We start from the raw sequence: 18,728 nt of genomic DNA, 5'->3' as shown, positions 1-18,728 counted from the left end.
CAAAGTTTCTTTCCACAGGGCATATGGTGCGTTTTAATAGAATATCAACCATTGCAGCCCGCCGATTCCAATCTTTGCGACAATGAAATGACAGAAATGACCATCAAGTATCACTTCGGGATCGATGGCGGCGGCACCGGATGCCGTGCCATCCTTACAGATCAGAGCGGCAAAGTGCTGGCTGCAGGTGCTTCTGGCCCGGCGAATATAGGTGCAGATACAGAGAACAGCATTCTTCATATATGCGAGGCGTTCGAACAAGCCCGCAAGAACGCCAGCTTGACCACTTCTATATATGGGTCGGCCAATGCCGTATTGGGCCTCGCCGGAGCCAACTCTGTCGAAGATCACACTCCTATATACAAGCGCCTACCATTTAAAGAGAGCATGATCGTTTCGGACACGCTCACCGCATTACAAGGAGCGATGGGGGACGGCGATGCTGCCATCGTGATTCTTGGCACGGGATCCGCCTTTGTCAGACGAACCAACGACGCGACCCGTATAGTCGGCGGACGTGGCTTTGTATTGAGCGATCATGCCGGAGGTGCATGGCTCGGTCGTAAACTGCTGGAACAGGTACTGCTCGCTGTTGACGGATTCGCGCAGCACTCAGACTTATCGCGCGCCGTTCTTGAGAGATTTGAGAACAATCCGCGTAACATAACGGTTTTCTCGCGAACGGCCCGCGCCGCCGACTATGCCGCTTTTGCACCCATGCTGTTTGAATTTGTGGCATTGAACGATCCGCTCGGCACAAACATCCTCGCCGACGCCTGTGAAATGATCCGCCATGGATTGGAGGCACTGCGAATCCGTGAGCTTCAACGTTTCAGCATCACCGGCGGGCTGGCGTCGTCTTACGCAGCACTCCCCTTCTTTCCTTATAGGGAGTTTTATCAAGAACCGCTCGGCGACAGCCTCCAAGGTGCGCTCGCGCTGGCGTTAAAATCAGCGATGCCTGCGTAGTGCGACGTGAAAGTAACTTGCCGGAGGAGCCCTAACTCCCTACTTCCTATATATACGTTCGTTTGAGAAATTGGGTTGTCCACTGGACATTGCAGCAGGGAAGCCATGCTAACCAAAAAAGGCAAATACGGCCTGAAGGCCATGGTGCATCTGGCCAGCATATCAGATGGTCAGCTGGCTTCAGCGAGCGAGATTGCGGTAAGGCATCATATACCGCGCAAATTTCTCGATAATATTTTCATCGAATTGCGAAATGCCGGCTTCGTATTGAGCCGCAAAGGCAAAGGTGGCGGATTTTGTCTTGCCCGCCCCGCGAGTGAAATCCACATTGGCAATATTATTCGCGCTCTGGATGGGGCACTGGCGCCCATCGCCTGTGCCAGCAAAACCGACTATCAGCCTTGTGACGATTGCGATGAGACCGAGTGCGAGGTTCGGCACATGATGTTGGATGTGCGTGAGGCGATCGCCAATGTGCTCGACCACCGCACCCTTGCCGACAGCAGGATATCTGAAATTACCGCGCTGTCGGCCGAATAAAGGATAGGTTACGCTGCGACTGACCAATTTGGGAACGGGTCAGCCAGTTTTTGCCAGTTTTGTGGCACGAAGAGCTGCTCAGGCACCAGACAAGCATCGAGTTCAGCGATAATCTCCGCCTTATTCATCGGGCTTATTCCGATAAATACAATCTCCTGCCTGCGATCGCCCCATTCAGCATCGAGATAAGGCTGCATCGCCTGATGCCATTCAGGTTCTGCCGGCCAATAGCTGCGGGGAATAGCCGACCACCAGCGTCCGCGCTTGTTGGTGCGGACCAACGCGCCCGCCTGACTCAGCTCGCCCACGTAATCAGGACGGGTTGCCAACCAGAAAAAGCCTTTTGTGCGGACGACCCCCGGCCAGCTTCTATCAATAAAATTTTGGAACCGCACTGGATCGAATGGACGACGCGCACGATAAACAAATGAATGCACGCCATACTCTTCTGTTTCCGGCACATGCTCATGGAAACCGTGAAGTTCTTTATACCAAAGCGGATGTTCATGGGCACGATTGAAATCGAACAAGCGTGTGTCGAGAATGGAATCAAGCGGGACTTGCCCGAAATCGACTTCTTCTATTCGCGCATCGGGGTTGAGCGACTTGATCACTTTGCGTGCAAGATCGCGTTCTTCAGCACTTGAAGTGGAGATCTTGTTGAGGACCACAATATCGGCAAACTCGATTTGTTCGACCAGAAGGTCAACCAGCGTCCGCTCATCCTCATCTCCAAGCGATTCGCCACGGTCGCGCAGAAAATCATTGGATGAATAGTCCTTAAGCAGATTGGCGGCATCAACCACCGTGACCATCGTGTCGAGACGCGCAAGATCGGAAAGGCTTTCGCCCTTCTCATCACGAAACTCAAATGTTGCTGCGACGGGCAGCGGTTCGGAAATACCGGTCGATTCGATAAGCAGGTAATCGAAGCGATCCTGTGACGCCAATTGCGCCACTTCTTTCAAAAGATCATCGCGTAATGTGCAACAAATGCAGCCATTGGTCATTTCAACGAGTTGCTCTTCGGTGCGGGATAAATCCGCTCCTCCCTCACGTACCAGGGCGGCATCAATATTGATTTCGCTCATATCGTTTACAATAACCGCTACCCGGCGATTTTCCCGATTGTTGAGCACATGATTGAGGAGCGTGGTTTTCCCTGCTCCGAGAAAGCCCGAAAGAACGGTGACTGGAAGCCTTTTCATGGCATCTCCTTTGCTGGCGGATTTTGTTTAAGAACTGCAAAAGCTCCGGTATGAAGGATTACGCAGTATTGCTGGCTATTAATGTTATATCATTACATTACTTCGGCAAAAAAGAGGCGGCAAAGCCACCCGGTTGAGAGAATGAAGCAGATAATCCAAAGCGCTAAACAATTTGCAGTGACGTCTCTGAAAATCGGCGTGCCGAACTGTCAGATTTCTCCAGCAGCTCGGCACTAAGAACTGATCGCTTCTGGGTGGGGGTCCAGAACGGGGGCGCGACCAGTACTACTTCGACAAACAGTTTTTAAGGGAATCTGCCAGATTTCGGATAAGCTCCGGATACAGATCAGGGCCGTCCTTCAATTCTGAACCAAGAGGATCAAGAACACCGGTTTTGGCATCAGTGCCATCGATGACTGTGTTAACCAGCTTGGGCTCAAACTGCGGCTCGGAGAATACACATACTGCACCGAGCGATTTGATCTTCTCGTGTATGTCCTTGATACGCCCTGCACCCGGCGCTTGTTCAGGGCTCACAGTGATCGAGCCAGCAGCCTTTACCTCGAACCGATTTTCAAAATACTGATAAGCATCGTGAAAGACGATAAAAGGCTTGTCTTTGACTGGCTGGAGTTCACTGCTGATATCTTTTGTCAGAACATCCAGCTTTTCAGCATAATCGGCAGCATTCTTTTCATATTGCGCCGCATGTTCGGGATCATTTTCACTCAGAACTTTAGCGATATCGCCAACCAGAACCTTGCCATTCTGAGGGTCGAGCCAGAAATGCAGGTCGAATTCTGCATGGTGGTGGTGATCATCGGCCTTTTCCGCAGCTTCATTGCCGTGGTCATGGTTATCCTGAGAACTGGCTTCGGCGCTGTGATCATGCCCCTCCCCATCGTGCTTTTCGTGCGCATGACCTTCGTCGCCATGTTCATGTGCCTCGAATGGGCCGCCTTCCCGGAACTTAAGCTTCGTCAATCCATCCGCTTCGCCAAGCGCAACAATTTTTGCACCCTCACCGAGAGTATCGAACGGCTTGTCCAGAAAAGTCTCCATTGAAGGCCCTGCCCAGAAAATGACCTTGGCGTGTTCAATGGCCTGAGCATCAGATGGTTTCAGGCTGTATGAATGTTCGGAACCTGCGCCCTGAACAATAAGCCGTGGGTCGCCAACGCCCTGCATCACGGCAGCGACCAACGAATGTAGCGGTTTGATCGAAACCACGACGCCGCTACGTTCGGCAGCGGAAGCCGCTCCGCCCAAAACAGCCATAAACGCGGATGCCAACAAAAAGGATTGGAAATGTTTCATGGGTCTCTCTTGAACGCCAGCCACAGTTGAACAACATATACAAGTGATATGTTATTCTATTACGTAATTTGCGTTATGCTATAACGTCTGCGATAAGGAGGCACAACCTCTTTTTGGAGAATTGTTCACAGCGCTTAACCGGGCGACGCAAACAAACCCGAATCGGCTTATCGTTCACACATCCTGAGACAAGAATTTCGAGAGCGCCGTTTGTCTTTCAAGACAATGTGCTGACGCTCTCACGAAGGCAGCGAAAGCTCATATTATATGGCCAGTAAGACCGCCCTCCCCGCATATTCCACGCGGGAACCATTGATCGAACTAAAAGGTGCTGGCGTTTATCGCGACGGGCGGTGGCTTGTGCGCAATGTTGACCTGACTATCCATCGTGGTGAAATCGTCACACTTATCGGCCCCAATGGTGCAGGTAAGAGCACGACGGCCAAAATGGCACTGCATATTCTCAAGCCCGATGAGGGCGCAATCCGTCACATAAAAGGCCTGCGAATTGGATATGTGCCGCAGAAGATCAATATTGACCGGACTATGCCGCTTTCTGTCGAGCGTTTGATGACGCTGACGGGTCCCCTGCCCAAGACAGACATTATCGGTGCGCTGGACGCCGTCGGGATCACACATCTCCTCAAGGCAGAGATCGCCAATCTATCCGGTGGCGAGTTTCAGCGCGCTCTGATGGCGCGGGCGCTCGCGCGCAAGCCGGACATTATGGTGCTTGATGAGCCGGTACAAGGCGTTGATTTTTCCGGCGAAGCAGCCCTTTACGAGCTGATTGCCAAATTGCGTGATGATACCGGTTGCGGCGTATTGCTGATTTCCCACGACCTTCATCTGGTTATGGCCGCTACTGACCGCGTCATATGCCTCAATGGTCATGTCTGCTGTAGTGGAACGCCACGCGATGTTACCGCCAGTCCGGAATATGTACGATTGTTCGGGAGCCGCGCCGTCGGCCCTCTCGCCGTTTATGAACACCACCATGATCACACCCATCTGCCTGACGGCCGCGTCTTACATGCCGACGGCTCAGTGACAGATCACTGCCACTCAGAAGACGGCCATCACCATGACGGTGAACATCATCACCATCATGAGGAAGGCAAACCCCATGCTTGACGATTTTTTCACCCGCGCTCTGATTGCCGGGGTCGGATTGGCGCTGACCACAGGCCCGCTTGGCTGCTTCATCGTGTGGAGACGGATGGCCTATTTCGGTGACACCATGGCCCACTCAGCGCTATTGGGCGTGGCTCTGGCGCTGATTCTCGATATCAATCTGATGATTGGTGTTTTTGCCGTGGCGGTCGCCATTTCAGCAATTCTTTTATTGCTGCAAAAAAGGCATTCACTGTCTGCGGATTCGCTTCTGGGCATTCTTTCGCACGCAACATTGTCTCTGGGACTGGTTATCGTCGCCTTCATGACATGGGTGCGCGTCGATCTGCTATCGTTCTTGTTTGGTGATCTGCTCGCCGTTTCGCGTCTCGACATCGCATTCATTTATGGTGGCGGAATTCTGGTTCTGGCAGTGATTGCATGGCTGTGGCGTCCACTGCTTGCCGCAACTGTCAGCGAAGATATTGCACGTGCGGAAGGGCTGAACCCCGCCTTGTCACGGATCATCTTCATGCTGTTGCTGGCACTTGTCATCGCTATCTCGATGAAGATCGTCGGCATTCTTCTGATAACATCGCTTTTGATTATTCCTGCCGCAACAGCCCGGCGGTTTGCCTCCACGCCTGAGCAGATGGCAATCATGGCGTCAATCATCGGCGCACTTGGCGTTATCGGCGGGCTCTATGGTTCGGTCGAATTTGACACGCCATCAGGCCCATCAATCGTCGTTGCCGCACTGGCTATTTTCATTTTAAGCCTCCTGCCATTACATAGGAGAGAGGCTTCACCGAAACGGAACGCTGGACAATGAGCAATCACCACGACCATCAGCACGCCCACAGTCACCCATCGCATGATCTGACCCGCAATCAGACGCTCGTTTTTGATGTGCTGTCCAAGTCGGATGGGCCCCTCAGTGCCTATACGATCCTCGATCAGCTTCGCGATGACGGTTTTCGCGCTCCGTTGCAGGTTTATCGTGCTTTGGAAAAGCTGCTTGATTACGGAATGGTACACCGTCTCGAAAGCCTGAATGCCTTCGTCGCCTGCGCGCACCCGCAATGTCACCAGCATGGCCTGATTGCTTTTGCCATCTGCGATCAATGCGGACAGGTGACGGAATTTTCCGATCCGGCTATCGAGAATCTCGTCAGCGCCTGGAGCGTCCAAAGTGGCTTCAAGTCACGCAAAACGACGCTTGAACTGCGTGGCCGCTGTGAAAAATGCGGTGAGCATTGAACTTAGGTAACGCTTACTAAATTGATGCCTGCTATATTTTCCATCCAGGGGAATAGCAGGCAGATCATTATGGTGCGCAACAAACCGTCTCACGAGCGACGCAGGGAAGAGCGACAGCGCACGCGGCTGCGATCAGGTAAGATTATCGACCTTGATGGACGCTTTATCATCGAGTGCCAGTTCTGCGATATTGCTCCGCATGGAGCAAGATTGAGAATCACTGACGTCCCCAGTCTCCCCGAACGCTTCTGGCTGTTTGACGACTTCTACGCGAGAGCACTTCTGGCCCAGATCGTCTGGCGCGATAAACGCGAAATCGGCGTTCAGTTCATTACCGACGCTTCAGTACCTACTCTCGATGAAGACCGTTTGAGCCAGTTGGCAGGGAAATATTACTCGCTGTGAGTGGCTGCGGCTGCCGCCTGCTTGCCAGCTATTTCCGATGAAGCTCCACCGCGCATGTTCATGGCGCGGATCTCTTCTGCCGAAATGTAGTTGAACTGTTCAACCAGTAAATCCTTGATTACCGGTTCTGGAAAGCGTGCGTTCAAATCGGTGATGACCGACGCCCGCACTGCTTCGAAGTTCACTTTCTCGACTTCCTTGGTATCGGAGTAGCTGCCGTAGAACTTGCGGAAAATCTCATCGCTGATGAAATATTCCAGCGGTACGGTGAGCTTTTTGCGAATATTCGAATCGACCGTATAGACCAGCTGCGCCACGACATATCCCGCAACGCTGCCATTGGAGATGATCGGCACGCTCATGACGTCGGTCTTGACGTAATCGAGCCCGCCAAACGCACCTCCATTCGCTTGCACCTCACCCGACGGCGCATCGTTCTGGCGCACGGCAAAGAACAGCGAACCAAGGGCGACAGCACATATCCAAAGACCGATTGCAATTATGCGGATCATCGGGCGTGACCGAGCCTCGCGCTCTGCATGCTGTAGGTGCCGTCTGCGTCCTGCGTTTCGAGAGCGCCACGGATAAGATCAGCGAGTTCGCCAACCGCACGCAGGTGCAACTGCAAAGCTTCGCAATTTTTCTCCAGCTTCTGCTTGAGGCTGTCGAGCAGTGGCTGCAATCCCTTCATCGTGGCAGGTTCAGCAAGGCTTGCAGCCTTTTTGATTGCCTTGTTGAAATCATAAAGACCGCGGCTTTTGCGCGAGTTGATGTCAGCAAGGTCTGGATGTCCACCTTCAAGCAAAAGGCGAGTTTCCGTATCGATGACGTCTTCAAGACGCTGAATAGCCCGCACAACCGGCTTAAGTACGGGCTGCTGCTCCAGTTCCTCTGCTGGATTGACATCCAATGCTACTTCCGGCGCTTGCGGCAGCAGGCTGATTTCGGAGCTTGTGTCGGTCATGTTCGGGTTTCCTCAATTATATGTATCAGCGGGTCGCGCTCTCGTTCACTCGCCAGAGCGGTTTCGGTAAAGGCGGATCAGCCTTAAGCGCGTTCTCCACTTTCATTGTTTTCCAGTTGTTTTTGAATGAGCTGCCGTTCAAATCCATGAACGATATCCTTCGATACCGTGTCCTGGCTCATTCCCTGTCCCAGATCGTTAACGACATCTCCCAAAGCCAAAGTTGCCGAATTCTCCGCCCGTTGCTTCATCGCTGCCTGCGCTTCAAGCATACGGGCGATGCCTACACCGCCCGTATCTGCCATCTTGTTAGCCATGGCCTCGGCCATCATCGATTTCCAGTAATCACCTGCGATACCCTTGCCAAAGGTGGCTGTCGTATCGCTGGTAAACATCGACTGGACAAAAGATTGCAGCATGAAAGCTTCAAACTTTCGATAGGCCGGATTGGTTGCATTCTGGCCTTCAGGGTTGATTCTTACCCCCGAGCCCAGACTTTCAGAAAAACTCACAAAATCACGTGGCAAACCTGTATCCGCATCAGCCACCATCGGGCCTGTGCTTGCCGATATCGACTTCAGTCGTTCAGTCGCCAAGCGATAGGCTTGCGGATCAGCCGCCCGCGCTACGTCCAGCACCAGATCTGACGGCGGATTGATCGCCATACAACTCGTCCTTCTTCATCTCTTGATTGCACAATAGTTCGCCAAACTTGACTGAAGCTTGCGGTACGAATCGGCTTCAGTTTTATGACAAAGGCGAGGTCAACGCGGTTTAAATAAGCTCACCAGGTTTTAACTAAGTCATTGTTATTATTATATAATAATCTTTACAATCTGTGATCCGATCAATCACGATGAGGACGTTTTCCGGCTGATAAGCTCTTCAATGAGACTTGCGAGCTCTCTTCTTTCGCTATCATTTCGTACCGTTTCCAGCCGATCTTCAAGAAGTTCTACCCGACGTTGTTCTTTTAAGAGGCCGCTGCGCTGTGATTCGATCTGTTGTTCAATGTGCTCACTTTCTGACGCATTGCCTCCGAGACGTTTGATAAGCAACGTGGGATCAACTGTGAATGCACTGCCATCGTATCGCCGATCCTGCATGGCGATCAGTGCTTCTCGCTCCTCATCAAGCACCTTCTTGCGATTATTGGATACAGCAAGGGATGCTTCCAGCCGGGCAGCGCCCAGCTTTTGTAATTCAATCAGCTTTTTGAGATTACGGGCATTGGTTTGGGCCATGAAATCCTCAGAACAGATTGCGCAACTGCGTAGACGTTTCGCCAATAAAAAACCGCAGCAGTTCCGGTAAAATGAAATAGACGACCAGCAAACCACCGCCGAGTACGAAAGGCATCGACACAAAATAGATAGGAATCGTCGGCGTAAGCTTATTGATCAGTCCAATGGCGAAATTGACCAGAATCGCGAAGACGATAAATGGAGCCGCAATACGCAAGGTTGCCAGAAATGCGGACGAAAGCGCGTCGCTGATATCGATCATCGCGGCATCAGGTCTGAAATGACCTTCAACGGGTATCGCGGTGTAGGAACTCAGCAGCGCCCGCAAAATCTCCAGATGCATATCCGTAACGAAAAAAAGAAACAGCGCACTGAACGTGACAATGGTCGCAAGCGTTGCCTGCGGCTCTGGCTCGGTAATCGCATCCGCCGGTGAACCGGAATAGCCCACCGCCATCGCCATCATATTGGCCATGAATTGCAGGGCCCAGAAATAAATATGTGCCAGAATCCCAATCACCGCACCGATGAACATCTCGCTCAACATCAAACGAAACATCGCCAGTGGATGGATGCCATCCAGACGGGGTACGATTGCCTCAATCACCAATGGCAGAACGGCGAATGAACAGGCGAGCGCAATGAACAACCGCACCTGCAACGGAATGCGCCCGCTGGAAATACCTGGCATCAGCATCAGGCAAGCACCAACGCGGCAGAATGCCAGCATGGCTGCGAAGACAAGCTCATTTATTGGCAGCTGTGTGATGGGCAACGGGTTCTCTCCCCGTCAGGAAATCGCGCCGAGCGATTTCACTTCGACACCACGTGCAATTTCAACATGCGACAGAACAGGCAAGGTCGCAAAAAGGCGCTCGATGATCATGCGGATATATGGACGCGCTTCAGGAGAAGAAACCAGAACAAACCGCTCACCGCTATCAAAATGCTTGCGTATGGCAGCCGTGGCTTCTGTTCCAAACTGCTCAAGCTGGCGCGGGTCAATGTCGAACTCGACGATTTCGCCCTTGTTGTCACGCTTTAAGCTCTGATGGAATACCAGATCCCAGCGGTTGCCAAGACGCAGAACATTGAGCACGCCATTATCCGACAGATCGCCACATATCTGCTGCGCCATACGCATACGAACATGTTCGACAATCATTTCAGGACGACGGACCAGGGGTGCGATCTCCGCAATCGATTCAAGAATCAGATGCAGGTTGCGGATTGAAACACGCTCCGCAAGCAGCAGCTTCAAAACAGCCTGAAGCCCTGAATAGGAGATATTTGCGGGGCAGATATCCTCAAGAAGCTTGCGATATTCCGGCCCAAGACGATCCAGCAGAATCCGCATATCTTTATATGAGAGAAGCTGTGCCAGATTGTTGCGAACAATTTCGCTCAAATGTGTGAGCAGCACCGACAGATTATCGACGGTCATATAGCCATCGCGACGCAGGTCAGACGTAAATGTCTCCGGCACAGAATAGGCGCGCATGCCAAAAGCCGGCTCGCGCACTTCTTCACCGGGAATAGACGGAATTGGACGTTCGCCCAGCACGACGAGAATTTCACCGACCCGCAGTTCATGGCTTGCAACCGCAGTGCCATGAATCTTGATGCGGTAGCTTTTGGGTGGCAGAGAAATATCGTCTGTCACTTTGATCTCAGGAATAACGAAACCGTATTCCTGCGCAAACTTCTTGCGCATCTTGGCAACGCGATGTGCCAGCTCCTGCTGCGATGCGATCAGGCGCGCTGAAAGCTGCTTGCCGAGGCACAGTTCAATCTGGGTGGTTTCCAGCGAAGCTTTAACGGAGTTGCGTTCCTGCTCATCGGCGTCTCGCTGCTTTGACTCAGCTTCCGCAGCGAGCGCATCACGTTCCTTGGCTTGTTTGCGTGGAACCGCGATCCCCACAAATGCCATTGCGCCGCCCAACAGGAAGAATGGAAATGCCGGGAGCCCGGGCATGATGCCCAAAACAAACATCAGGAATGATGCAATCAGAAGCGCCTTTGGATAAGCGCCGAGCTGTCCGAAAATCGCCTGATCGGCAGAGCCGCGTGTGCCGCCTTTGGAAACCAGAAGACCAGCCGCAAGCGAAACGATCAGCGCCGGGATTTGCGTGACAAGACCGTCACCAACGGAAAGCTTGGTAAAAACGTCGGCTGCTTCGGAAATATCCATGCCATGGCGGGTGACGCCAATGATGATACCGCCAAAAATATTGACCGCCGTGATGATCAGACCAGCAATCGCATCGCCGCGCACGAATTTTGAAGCACCGTCCATCGAACCGAAGAACGAGCTTTCCTCTTCCAGTTCACGACGACGATGCTGTGCCTGTTTCTCATCGATCAGACCAGAGGAAAGGTCAGCATCGATTGCCATCTGCTTACCGGGAATAGCGTCGAGCGTGAAGCGGGCACCGACTTCCGCGATACGCGTTGCACCCTTGGTGATGACAAGAAAGTTGACGATGATCAGGATAGAGAAAACGACAAGACCGATGACGAAATCGCCACCCATCACGAATTGCGAGAAGCCGTGAATCACATGGCCTGCTGCCTGATAGCCTTCATTGCCGTGCGTAAGAATAACACGCGTCGTCGCAATATTGAGAGACAGGCGCATCATGGTCGCGATCAGCAACACAGTCGGGAAAGCCGAGAAATCAAGCGGACGCTGAATCCACAGCGAAACCATCAGGATAAGCACGGAAAAGGCAATGGAAAAGGCCAGACCAATATCCAGCACAATTGCAGGCACAGGCAGAAAAAGCACAGTCAGAATAATGACCATGCCGGCAGCAAGACCCAAGTCGCTGCCTGTCAGAATTCCACTCTTTTTTGAAGGCTTAACTGCTGCCTGCTGCACGTCCGTCTCCTGTTGTCGGACGGAACATAAACGGTGAAGCTTGCGCGAGGGCTACGTCAGGGAAACAGACGTCTCTTCTGTAGTAAGGTTCTAAAACCCTTTTTCGATGCGCGAATAGGCAAGAAGCGTAAAGGAATTGATTTGTGCACCCACAAATGGGGCAGTAAAGGCAAGAACGACAAAAATGACGATGATTTTCGGCACGAAAGTCAGCGTCATTTCCTGAATTTGCGTCAAAGCCTGAAACAGCGCGATACCAATGCCCGCAAGCATTGCTGCAAGTACGGCCGGACCGCTGGCCATAAGCACGGTCCAGACCGCCGAATTAACGATATCGAGCGCATCAGCTTCGTTCACGAGAGTTGTCCTTAGCTGATCTTGACGCCCTGGCCAATCAGCATCGTCTTGCCGTCTTCCAGTTCGGCAAGCATACCCGATGACTGAATGGTCACGGATTTGACGACACCGGAAACCGTTCCGTCAGCGCTCGTCAAGGTGCGGCCAATCCAGCCTTCAGCCTGCGACAGCGATGAATTTGCGATCAGCGTTTCGAGCTTGCTGTTCATCTGAACAGCCTGCTCAACATTGGAGAAGGTGGCAAGCTGAGAAACATACTGCGTCGCATCCATCGGCTGCGTCGGATCCTGATTCTGCATCTGTGTGACCAGAAGCTTCAGAAAGGAATTGTAATCCACGCTGGCCTTGGCAGCGGCATTACTGCCAGACGAATTGGCTGTATTGTTCGTCGCATTGTTTGCACCGACTGTCGATGTGGTGGTCATAGACTTGCCTCCGTAGGCTTTTCGGATTGTTTGACAGGCGTGGTCGGGACAGTTTCGCCCATCAGCTCTGCCTCGCGCTGGTACTGCGCACGAATTGTCTTCAATGCTTCAAAGACACGCCCATTATGCACCAGCTCATCAACAAGCTTGAGCGCATTGAGGATTTCCGTGTCCTTGAATGCCGCAAACATGCCCTTCAGCATCTGTGCAAATGTATTGCGAGCCTGCTCTCTCAGAGCTGGCTCAATCAGGATCATCTGCGCCGCAAAGTAGAGCTGGCGCAGCGGCGTTGTCGTCTCATCAGGCTGCAGAACATGGTTTTCCAGCAGAAAAGTCGCATCATTCAACAGTTCGAGCGACACTTTCCGATCTGTTTTCAACACCGCGCCGTTGATGTAGATTTTCTCACCCGCGCGCAGCGAAAGACGGATTGCCGACTTGTCGTTGTTCGACTTGCTATTGGTCGTCATGTCAAAGACCATCCCGGATGGACTGGGTTATCTCGACCAGGGTGTCGTAATCGCTGCTTTCGCCCTGCCGAATGCGTTCCATCTCTTTGAGAATGAAGATGCCAACCGAAATGATCGCGGCCTTGAGCTCCTTCGGCAGCACATTTTCTTCTGATCCCAGATCATCAATGATCGTAGTCCAGAGTTTGGTGGTGAAGTAGGAAGCATCAATGCCTTCGCGCGATCCGGCTCCATTAGCCTTGGCAGCGGCAAGCATCTCGATCGAACGGTCAAAAAGCATCCGCTCGCGTTCCTTGGCGCTCGCCATATCATCATTCATGACGTCTTCGTAGCGCAGCTGGTACATATAGTCTCCGTTTTCCGGCACCACGCATACGGACCGCCTCATGCTGCCCGGTGCGTGATGTTCAACTTCGGGGCGGGTTAGCACCCCAGAGCATCGGCCCAAAAATCAGAATCGGTTTTTGGAAAGCGCGATGCGTCGATTCAATCATTCAGAGCATTCTTGTGCAGCGCCAGAACGAGCACACAGCGCTCCAATAGTCTAACTATTTCAAATAGTTGAGCAGGCTCATATTCTGCAGCTGAACTGTCAGTGCATAGGATGTTTCAATCTGTGTCATCAAAGCGTTGACGCGCGTTGCTGCCTCGTATGGATCGACTTCCTCGAGGTTGAGAACCGATTCATTGAGGATCTTCTGCTGTGCTGCGATGCGGGTTGTCGCGGCATTGGTACGTTGCTGCGCGAGGCCAAGCGTTGTCTGCTCTGAAGTTGTTTCCGTGATCGCCTGCGTTGTGGTCTGCATGGCCTGCGTCGTGAGCGCCTGAAACGCGGAATTGTTCAAGCCGATCGCCGCGAATTCGGAAACCATCACTGCCGACATGATGGTTTTGCGGAAACCGTCAGCATTGGCAGAAATCGAAGTTGCGGCAGTTTCGCTTGGTGAAATGCGGCTTTTGATTACCGTGTCAGAGGCGTTCGACCAATTGGCATCCCAGTTGGCATCATTGAATTGTTCAGCAAAATCGCCTTCCAGAAAGGCTTTCATGTCATCGCCGGTAATATTTGCAACCTGCGGGTCGTTCATACTGAAACCGAAATGGTCTTCAAATGCCTGACGCACTGCTGTCTGGGCGGCACTGCCTTCTGTGTAGTCAGCAACCGGCTTCACATCGGTGTTCACACCAGAGAAAATATACTCGCCATTATAGCTGGTATTGAGCAGCCCGGTGACCGAATCCAGCAAGGACTTTGCAGATTTTGCGGCCGTGTCAGCAGCCTCGACTGTACTGTTTGCGCCTGTCAGATCGCCCAGAAAATTCTGCGTGTCTGTAATAATGGTGCTGGTGGCGGTCTGAGTCGTCGTCATCCGCTGCTGGAGCAGCTTGTTCATATCGGTCAACACAGTCAGGCGATCATATTCCTTGCGCAAGGATATGGTCTGGCCAGACTTGGCGCCAAGCGCCAGACCAACATCAAACACCATGCCAGTGGTTGCTTCCTGCTGGGCTTTCCCAAGCTCAGCCTTGGTCTTTGCCACGAGGACCTTGAGAGCTGAAGCTGCACCATAAGTGGAAATAGATTGCGCTTTCATAAGCCTCACACCGCGTTTAGAAGGTCGTCGAGCATGGAGTTGATCGTCGTCAACACCCGGCTCGATGCCTGATAGGAATGTTCAAGATCAAGAAGCAACGCCATTTCAGTGTTGATATCGACACCATTGGCATTGGAGAGAGCCTGGTCGGCCTGCACAGCAACTGTCTGATTGTAGGAGAAATTGGCATTCGCGGCCTTCCGCTTGCCTTCCAGCCAACCAATTGAAGAAGCACTATAATCAATAAGGCTCGAACTTGAGCCGAGCCCTGCTGATGATGTAAAAGTCACCGGCTCCGAGAATGCTTCGTTCAAAGCGCGCAGACGATCACTGAAGCCTGACGCGCCTGTCGCATTGTATTTGTAATTGGCGCCATTCGCACCACCGTCGCGCAAAAGAAGCGAGCTGCCGCCTTCAGATGCCACAAACGCCGAAGACACCTTGATGGTGCCCGCTATGCCAGCCGAAACACCCGCGCCAGGCACTGCCGGGGAGTCTTCCCAGCTGAACAAGCCCGTCTGATCAGGACCTGCGCCTGTCTGGTCAGTTTCAGCAAACATCGTCACCAGACCACGTGCGATCTCGTCAAGCTGCATCTGGTATTGCGGCGCAACCTGATCGCGCAGCTGCAAGAGCCCACTGAGACGGCCTGTGCCATAAGGTTGATCGAACGTGTCGTGTGTAAGCGGCACACCATCAACCAGAACAGCGTTTCCAGCCACGCCGGCAGCCAGACCGCTCGACGTCTGAAAGCTGACCTGACGCGCCGTTGTTTCAAACAGCGTCACGCCGCTTTCTGCGAAAATGACCATGTCATTGTCGCCGCGAACCATCGTTGTAATACCGAGTTCACCGGAAAGCTGTTTGAGAAGTGAATCGCGCTGATCAAGGAAATCGGCAACATCGCTGCCCGCGCGCGTACCACTAACGATCTGCTGGTTGACCTTCTCGAATTTTGCAAGCACGTCGTTGATATTGGCAACTGAATCCGCGATTTCATTATCCGCATCGGTACGCAGCGACTGAATCTGCTTCGTACCGTTATTCAGTGCATTGGCCAGCGACTGCGCTGTCGATACGACGCCATCGCCTAGAGCCGAATTGGATGGTGATGCTGCAAAGACTTGAAGTGCGTCCCGAAGGTCGCCGATCAGAGCTGAGGGAGAGCCGGAAAAATTATCCGCAGAATAAAGCGATGAAAGGCGGTCAAGCCCGCCTGCAAGAATAGAAGAAGAGGATGCCGTGCTGTTGGACTGAATAAAGCGGTTGAACAGCGCCTCATCGGCGGACCTGCTAATGTTCACATAAAGCGAACCATAGGGTCCGGAAGCCAGCGAAGCAGTGCGCCGCGAATAATCGGGATCATTGACCCCCGCAATATTGCGAGAGACGACTGACGTCTGCTTGGACGTTGCCGCAAGCGAGCTTTTGGCCGTCAAAAGAGCAGAACTAAGCGACATCTTTTCCCCATCCTACTTCAAACCGCTTTTGTTGCGAAAACGGTCCAGTTACTTCGAGCATTCCCAGCAAAAGCGAAATGGCTCTGCGTAGGGTAAGTGCATAAAAACAAAGAGTTAGAGCAATTCCAACGATGCATTTTCATCAGGCATCGCTCTAATATCGAAATTCCGGGGAAGGAGGTCCCCACCTGCCCCGGAATTGTTTCAGCTTATCTTTTCAGGTTTACCAGCACGTCCATCAATTCTGAGCCGGTCTGAAAGACCTTCGAATTGGCGGTGTAACTGCGCTGAGCCTCAATCATGTCGGTCAGCTCTTGCGCAATATCAGCGTTGGATTCTTCGAGCGCGCCGGACGAAATCTTGCCCATACCGCCGCCTTCCGGGAAGCCAAGCTGGATGTTGCCGGATTCTGCACTTGGTGAGAACACGTTACCGCTGATAACCGACATGCGATCAGGGCTGGCGACTGTTCCCAATGGAATACGATAGAGCAGCTTCTGCGCGCCATTTTCGTAAAGCGCCACAACTGAACCGTCTTTGCCAATATCAACACCCTTGATCGACGAAGGTGCCTGACCGTTGATAACGGCTTCACTGATCGTATAGTCTTTGGCAAGCTGCTTGGAGGAGCCGAGATTAAGATCCAGTGACTGGCCGTTATAGCCGGTAAGATCAACAGCAACGTCACCGCCCGAAAGCAGCTTACCGTTGGTACCGTCAAAATTCAGCGTCGTTGTGCCGACTTCGACGCCATCAGCGGCATTCTTGATCGAAACATCCCAGGTGTTATCGCCGGTCTTGGTGAAATAGACGTCCAGCGTGATCTTGCCACCCAGATTGTCATAAGCGATCAGCGACGTTTTGTGATTAAATTCGCCGGTAGCGGGAACTTCATCAGTGGATGGCAGATTGACCGTGAAATCGCCCGAAGTACTTGGCGTAGCAACCAGATCGGACTGCTTGACATTCACCCGTTCCAGACCGTCAAAACCATTGGCAACCGTATTAACATTGCCATTTACGTCTGCCGGGTAACCCATCAGGTAGTAACCGGACGTATTGACAAGATTGCCATACTGGTCAGGCACAAACGACCCGGCACGCGTGAGGTAAGGCGTGCCGTCAGCATCGCTTACAACAAAATACCCATTACCATCGATAGCAAGATCGGTGGTTGAAGACGTAGGGCGAATGCCACCCTGATCGGAAATTCCGTAGCGGATATTGGTTTCTACGCTGCCCGAATTATATTGGCCTGCGGTGTTGGGCAGAACGAGAGACGAGAACTGCGCATCAGCGCGCTTATAACCGACCGTGCTCGCATTTGCGATGTTATCCGCGACTGCAGACAAGCGGTTGGCCTGCGCGTTCATACCCGAAACGCCGGTCCGCATCATACCGTAGAGGCTCATTGGCAACTCCTGAGAATTTGAGAATCCGCAGACAAGCTATCGGGCCACGCTTGCGTGAAACTGTAGCCTTTAGGATTTTTACGCTTTTACTGAGGACTCGATCAGTTTCAGGGGATGCCCAAAAAAGGACTACCTTTAAAAACTGCGAAATACTGGGTGTGAGCTTTCAAAGCCCGGAAGGCAGGGCACGAATCTCATTCGATATTGATTGAGTACCCAAGAAAACGTTTTGAATCAACAGGATCAAAACCGAGCTTTTCACGCAATTTCTTGCGGAGCTTGCTAATATGGCTTTCAACGACGTTTTCTTCGACTTCACTGTCGAAAATACCGTAAATCGCGCTGAAAATCTGTGCCTTATTGAGGCGACGACCGCGGTTCGCAATCAAATATTCCAGAATACGGCGCTCGCGACGTGGCAATGGAAAATCCACACCATTTATCTGTGGATCACGGCCATCAGAGAAGACACGGATCGGACCAAGCGCCGTTCCATCGTTGCCAGTCGAGTCCGACGCGCCGGTGCGACGACGGATAGCATTGATGCGGGCAAGTATTTCGCGGACATGAACCGGCTTGCGGACAACATCATCAACTCCGGATTGAAAAAGCTCCAGCGTATGTTCCAGCGATGGGCGATCATTCACGGCAATGACAGGTGCCTTGCAGCGTTCACGAATTCGGGCTGGAAGTCCATTCTGAGCCGCACATTCGCCGATCAGGAAGGCTTCAACAGCCATAATATCCTGATGGGGTACGCTCTCGACCCATTCATTGAAATCATCTGGTGTAAAGCCGGTTGTCGTGATGCCTTCTCGGCCGAACCAAGAGGAGTACCCCTCAGTCACAATATTCCGCTCATCCACGACTACGATCATCGGCCCGCCTTCCGAATCAATATGTTAACCCAAGCAAGACAGAAGTAACGGGCAGGAGGAGTCAGCGGCAATGACAAAAAGTTGCCCGCAATAAATTGGGAGGCATTTTAGTACCATCTAATTTAATGGGAATCGCGATGATTGCAGCGCTTGGGTACTCTTCGACTGAAAACCTTAACGATTGGTTAACGAGCTCACGAAGTTTAACGATTCTTTACAAGCACTTAAAA

At 52.4% G+C, this 18,728-nt stretch carries 22 protein-coding genes; 6 read left to right on the top strand and 16 right to left on the bottom strand.

Annotation, left to right across the window (positions count from 1 at the left end; genetic code table 11):
• Positions 1 to 87: 87 nt before the first annotated feature.
• Together CEV32_RS23265 and CEV32_RS23260 are read left to right on the top strand one after the other, a co-directional pair.
• Complete coding sequence (locus tag CEV32_RS23265; protein ID WP_094579512.1) at positions 88 to 969, top strand: BadF/BadG/BcrA/BcrD ATPase family protein; 882 nt, start codon at positions 88 to 90, stop codon at positions 967 to 969.
• Between the two features lie 105 nt (positions 970 to 1,074).
• Positions 1,075 to 1,509: an RrF2 family transcriptional regulator gene (locus tag CEV32_RS23260; RefSeq protein WP_094579495.1), complete on the top strand. Its 435-nt coding sequence runs from the start codon at positions 1,075 to 1,077 to the stop codon at positions 1,507 to 1,509.
• A gap of 8 nt (positions 1,510 to 1,517) precedes the next feature.
• Here CEV32_RS23260 and zigA read toward each other — a convergent pair whose 3' ends face one another.
• Together zigA and znuA are read right to left on the bottom strand one after the other, a co-directional pair.
• Positions 1,518 to 2,717, bottom strand: coding sequence for a zinc metallochaperone GTPase ZigA (gene zigA / locus CEV32_RS23255; RefSeq protein ID WP_094579494.1), 1,200 nt, complete (start codon positions 2,715 to 2,717; stop codon positions 1,518 to 1,520).
• Between the two features lie 285 nt (positions 2,718 to 3,002).
• Positions 3,003 to 4,034 (bottom strand): zinc ABC transporter substrate-binding protein ZnuA, encoded by a 1,032-nt coding sequence (gene znuA / locus CEV32_RS23250; RefSeq protein WP_094579493.1) that lies wholly within the window; start codon positions 4,032 to 4,034, stop codon positions 3,003 to 3,005.
• 267 nt (positions 4,035 to 4,301) lie between these two features.
• Here znuA and CEV32_RS23245 point away from each other — a divergent pair, with 267 nt between their 5' ends.
• The 4 genes from CEV32_RS23245 to CEV32_RS23230 all read left to right on the top strand — a co-directional run bounded on the left by CEV32_RS23245 (position 4,302) and on the right by CEV32_RS23230 (position 6,812).
• Positions 4,302 to 5,168: an ATP-binding cassette domain-containing protein gene (locus CEV32_RS23245; RefSeq protein ID WP_094579492.1), complete on the top strand. Its 867-nt coding sequence runs from the start codon at positions 4,302 to 4,304 to the stop codon at positions 5,166 to 5,168.
• Complete coding sequence (gene znuB / locus CEV32_RS23240) at positions 5,119 to 5,979, top strand: zinc ABC transporter permease subunit ZnuB (RefSeq protein ID WP_374882989.1); 861 nt, start codon at positions 5,119 to 5,121, stop codon at positions 5,977 to 5,979. Before CEV32_RS23245 ends, znuB begins: the two co-directional genes overlap by 50 nt.
• On the top strand, positions 5,976 to 6,407 hold the full coding sequence (locus CEV32_RS23235) for a Fur family transcriptional regulator (protein ID WP_094579490.1): 432 nt from the start codon (positions 5,976 to 5,978) through the stop codon (positions 6,405 to 6,407). Before znuB ends, CEV32_RS23235 begins: the two co-directional genes overlap by 4 nt.
• A gap of 69 nt (positions 6,408 to 6,476) precedes the next feature.
• Positions 6,477 to 6,812 carry a PilZ domain-containing protein gene (locus tag CEV32_RS23230; RefSeq protein WP_094579511.1) on the top strand — a complete coding sequence of 112 codons (336 nt, stop codon included), beginning with the start codon at positions 6,477 to 6,479 and terminating at the stop codon, positions 6,810 to 6,812.
• Here CEV32_RS23230 and CEV32_RS23225 read toward each other — a convergent pair.
• From CEV32_RS23225 to ftcR, 14 genes are all read right to left on the bottom strand, one after another.
• Positions 6,800 to 7,324: a hypothetical protein gene (locus CEV32_RS23225; RefSeq protein WP_094579489.1), complete on the bottom strand. Its 525-nt coding sequence runs from the start codon at positions 7,322 to 7,324 to the stop codon at positions 6,800 to 6,802. The genes CEV32_RS23230 and CEV32_RS23225 overlap by 13 nt on opposite strands.
• Complete coding sequence (locus tag CEV32_RS23220) at positions 7,321 to 7,776, bottom strand: flagellar protein FlgN (RefSeq protein WP_094579488.1); 456 nt, start codon at positions 7,774 to 7,776, stop codon at positions 7,321 to 7,323. The genes CEV32_RS23225 and CEV32_RS23220 overlap by 4 nt, the downstream gene beginning before the upstream one ends.
• An 83-nt stretch (positions 7,777 to 7,859) precedes the next feature.
• Positions 7,860 to 8,441, bottom strand: a complete 582-nt coding sequence (locus CEV32_RS23215) for a rod-binding protein (protein WP_094579487.1) — start codon at positions 8,439 to 8,441, stop codon at positions 7,860 to 7,862.
• Between the two features lie 186 nt (positions 8,442 to 8,627).
• Complete coding sequence (locus CEV32_RS23210; RefSeq protein WP_094579486.1) at positions 8,628 to 9,020, bottom strand: hypothetical protein; 393 nt, start codon at positions 9,018 to 9,020, stop codon at positions 8,628 to 8,630.
• Positions 9,021 to 9,027: 7 nt separating this feature from the next.
• Positions 9,028 to 9,795, bottom strand: a complete 768-nt coding sequence (gene fliR, locus CEV32_RS23205; RefSeq protein WP_094579485.1) for a flagellar biosynthetic protein FliR — start codon at positions 9,793 to 9,795, stop codon at positions 9,028 to 9,030.
• Between the two features lie 15 nt (positions 9,796 to 9,810).
• Positions 9,811 to 11,901: a flagellar biosynthesis protein FlhA gene (flhA, locus tag CEV32_RS23200; protein WP_094579484.1), complete on the bottom strand. Its 2,091-nt coding sequence runs from the start codon at positions 11,899 to 11,901 to the stop codon at positions 9,811 to 9,813.
• A gap of 90 nt (positions 11,902 to 11,991) precedes the next feature.
• Positions 11,992 to 12,258, bottom strand: a complete 267-nt coding sequence (fliQ, locus tag CEV32_RS23195) for a flagellar biosynthesis protein FliQ (RefSeq protein WP_024895881.1) — start codon at positions 12,256 to 12,258, stop codon at positions 11,992 to 11,994.
• An 11-nt stretch (positions 12,259 to 12,269) separates the two neighbouring features.
• A complete protein-coding gene (gene flgD / locus CEV32_RS23190) occupies positions 12,270 to 12,683 on the bottom strand; it encodes a flagellar hook assembly protein FlgD (RefSeq protein WP_094579483.1) in 414 nt (137 codons plus the stop codon).
• The gene (gene flbT, locus CEV32_RS23185) at positions 12,680 to 13,153 is read right to left on the bottom strand and encodes a flagellar biosynthesis repressor FlbT (protein WP_094579482.1); all 474 of its coding nucleotides are present in this window, start codon (positions 13,151 to 13,153) and stop codon (positions 12,680 to 12,682) included. Before flbT ends, flgD begins: the two co-directional genes overlap by 4 nt.
• A 1-nt stretch (position 13,154) precedes the next feature.
• The gene (gene flaF / locus CEV32_RS23180; protein ID WP_094579481.1) at positions 13,155 to 13,499 is read right to left on the bottom strand and encodes a flagellar biosynthesis regulator FlaF; all 345 of its coding nucleotides are present in this window, start codon (positions 13,497 to 13,499) and stop codon (positions 13,155 to 13,157) included.
• Positions 13,500 to 13,701: 202 nt separating this feature from the next.
• Positions 13,702 to 14,748 carry a flagellar hook-associated family protein gene (locus tag CEV32_RS23175; RefSeq protein ID WP_094579480.1) on the bottom strand — a complete coding sequence of 349 codons (1,047 nt, stop codon included), beginning with the start codon at positions 14,746 to 14,748 and terminating at the stop codon, positions 13,702 to 13,704.
• Between the two features lie 5 nt (positions 14,749 to 14,753).
• A complete protein-coding gene (flgK, locus tag CEV32_RS23170) occupies positions 14,754 to 16,208 on the bottom strand; it encodes a flagellar hook-associated protein FlgK (RefSeq protein WP_094579479.1) in 1,455 nt (484 codons plus the stop codon).
• Positions 16,209 to 16,417: 209 nt separating this feature from the next.
• On the bottom strand, positions 16,418 to 17,620 hold the full coding sequence (locus CEV32_RS23165) for a flagellar hook protein FlgE (RefSeq protein ID WP_094579478.1): 1,203 nt from the start codon (positions 17,618 to 17,620) through the stop codon (positions 16,418 to 16,420).
• Between the two features lie 194 nt (positions 17,621 to 17,814).
• The gene (gene ftcR / locus CEV32_RS23160; protein ID WP_094579477.1) at positions 17,815 to 18,498 is read right to left on the bottom strand and encodes a flagellar transcriptional regulator FtcR; all 684 of its coding nucleotides are present in this window, start codon (positions 18,496 to 18,498) and stop codon (positions 17,815 to 17,817) included.
• Between the last annotated feature and the right edge of the window lie 230 nt (positions 18,499 to 18,728).

Source organism: Brucella rhizosphaerae (assembly GCF_002252475.1).
Classification (GTDB): Bacteria; Pseudomonadota; Alphaproteobacteria; order Rhizobiales; family Rhizobiaceae; genus Brucella; species Brucella rhizosphaerae.
This window is presented reverse-complemented; position numbering and strand designations above follow the sequence as displayed.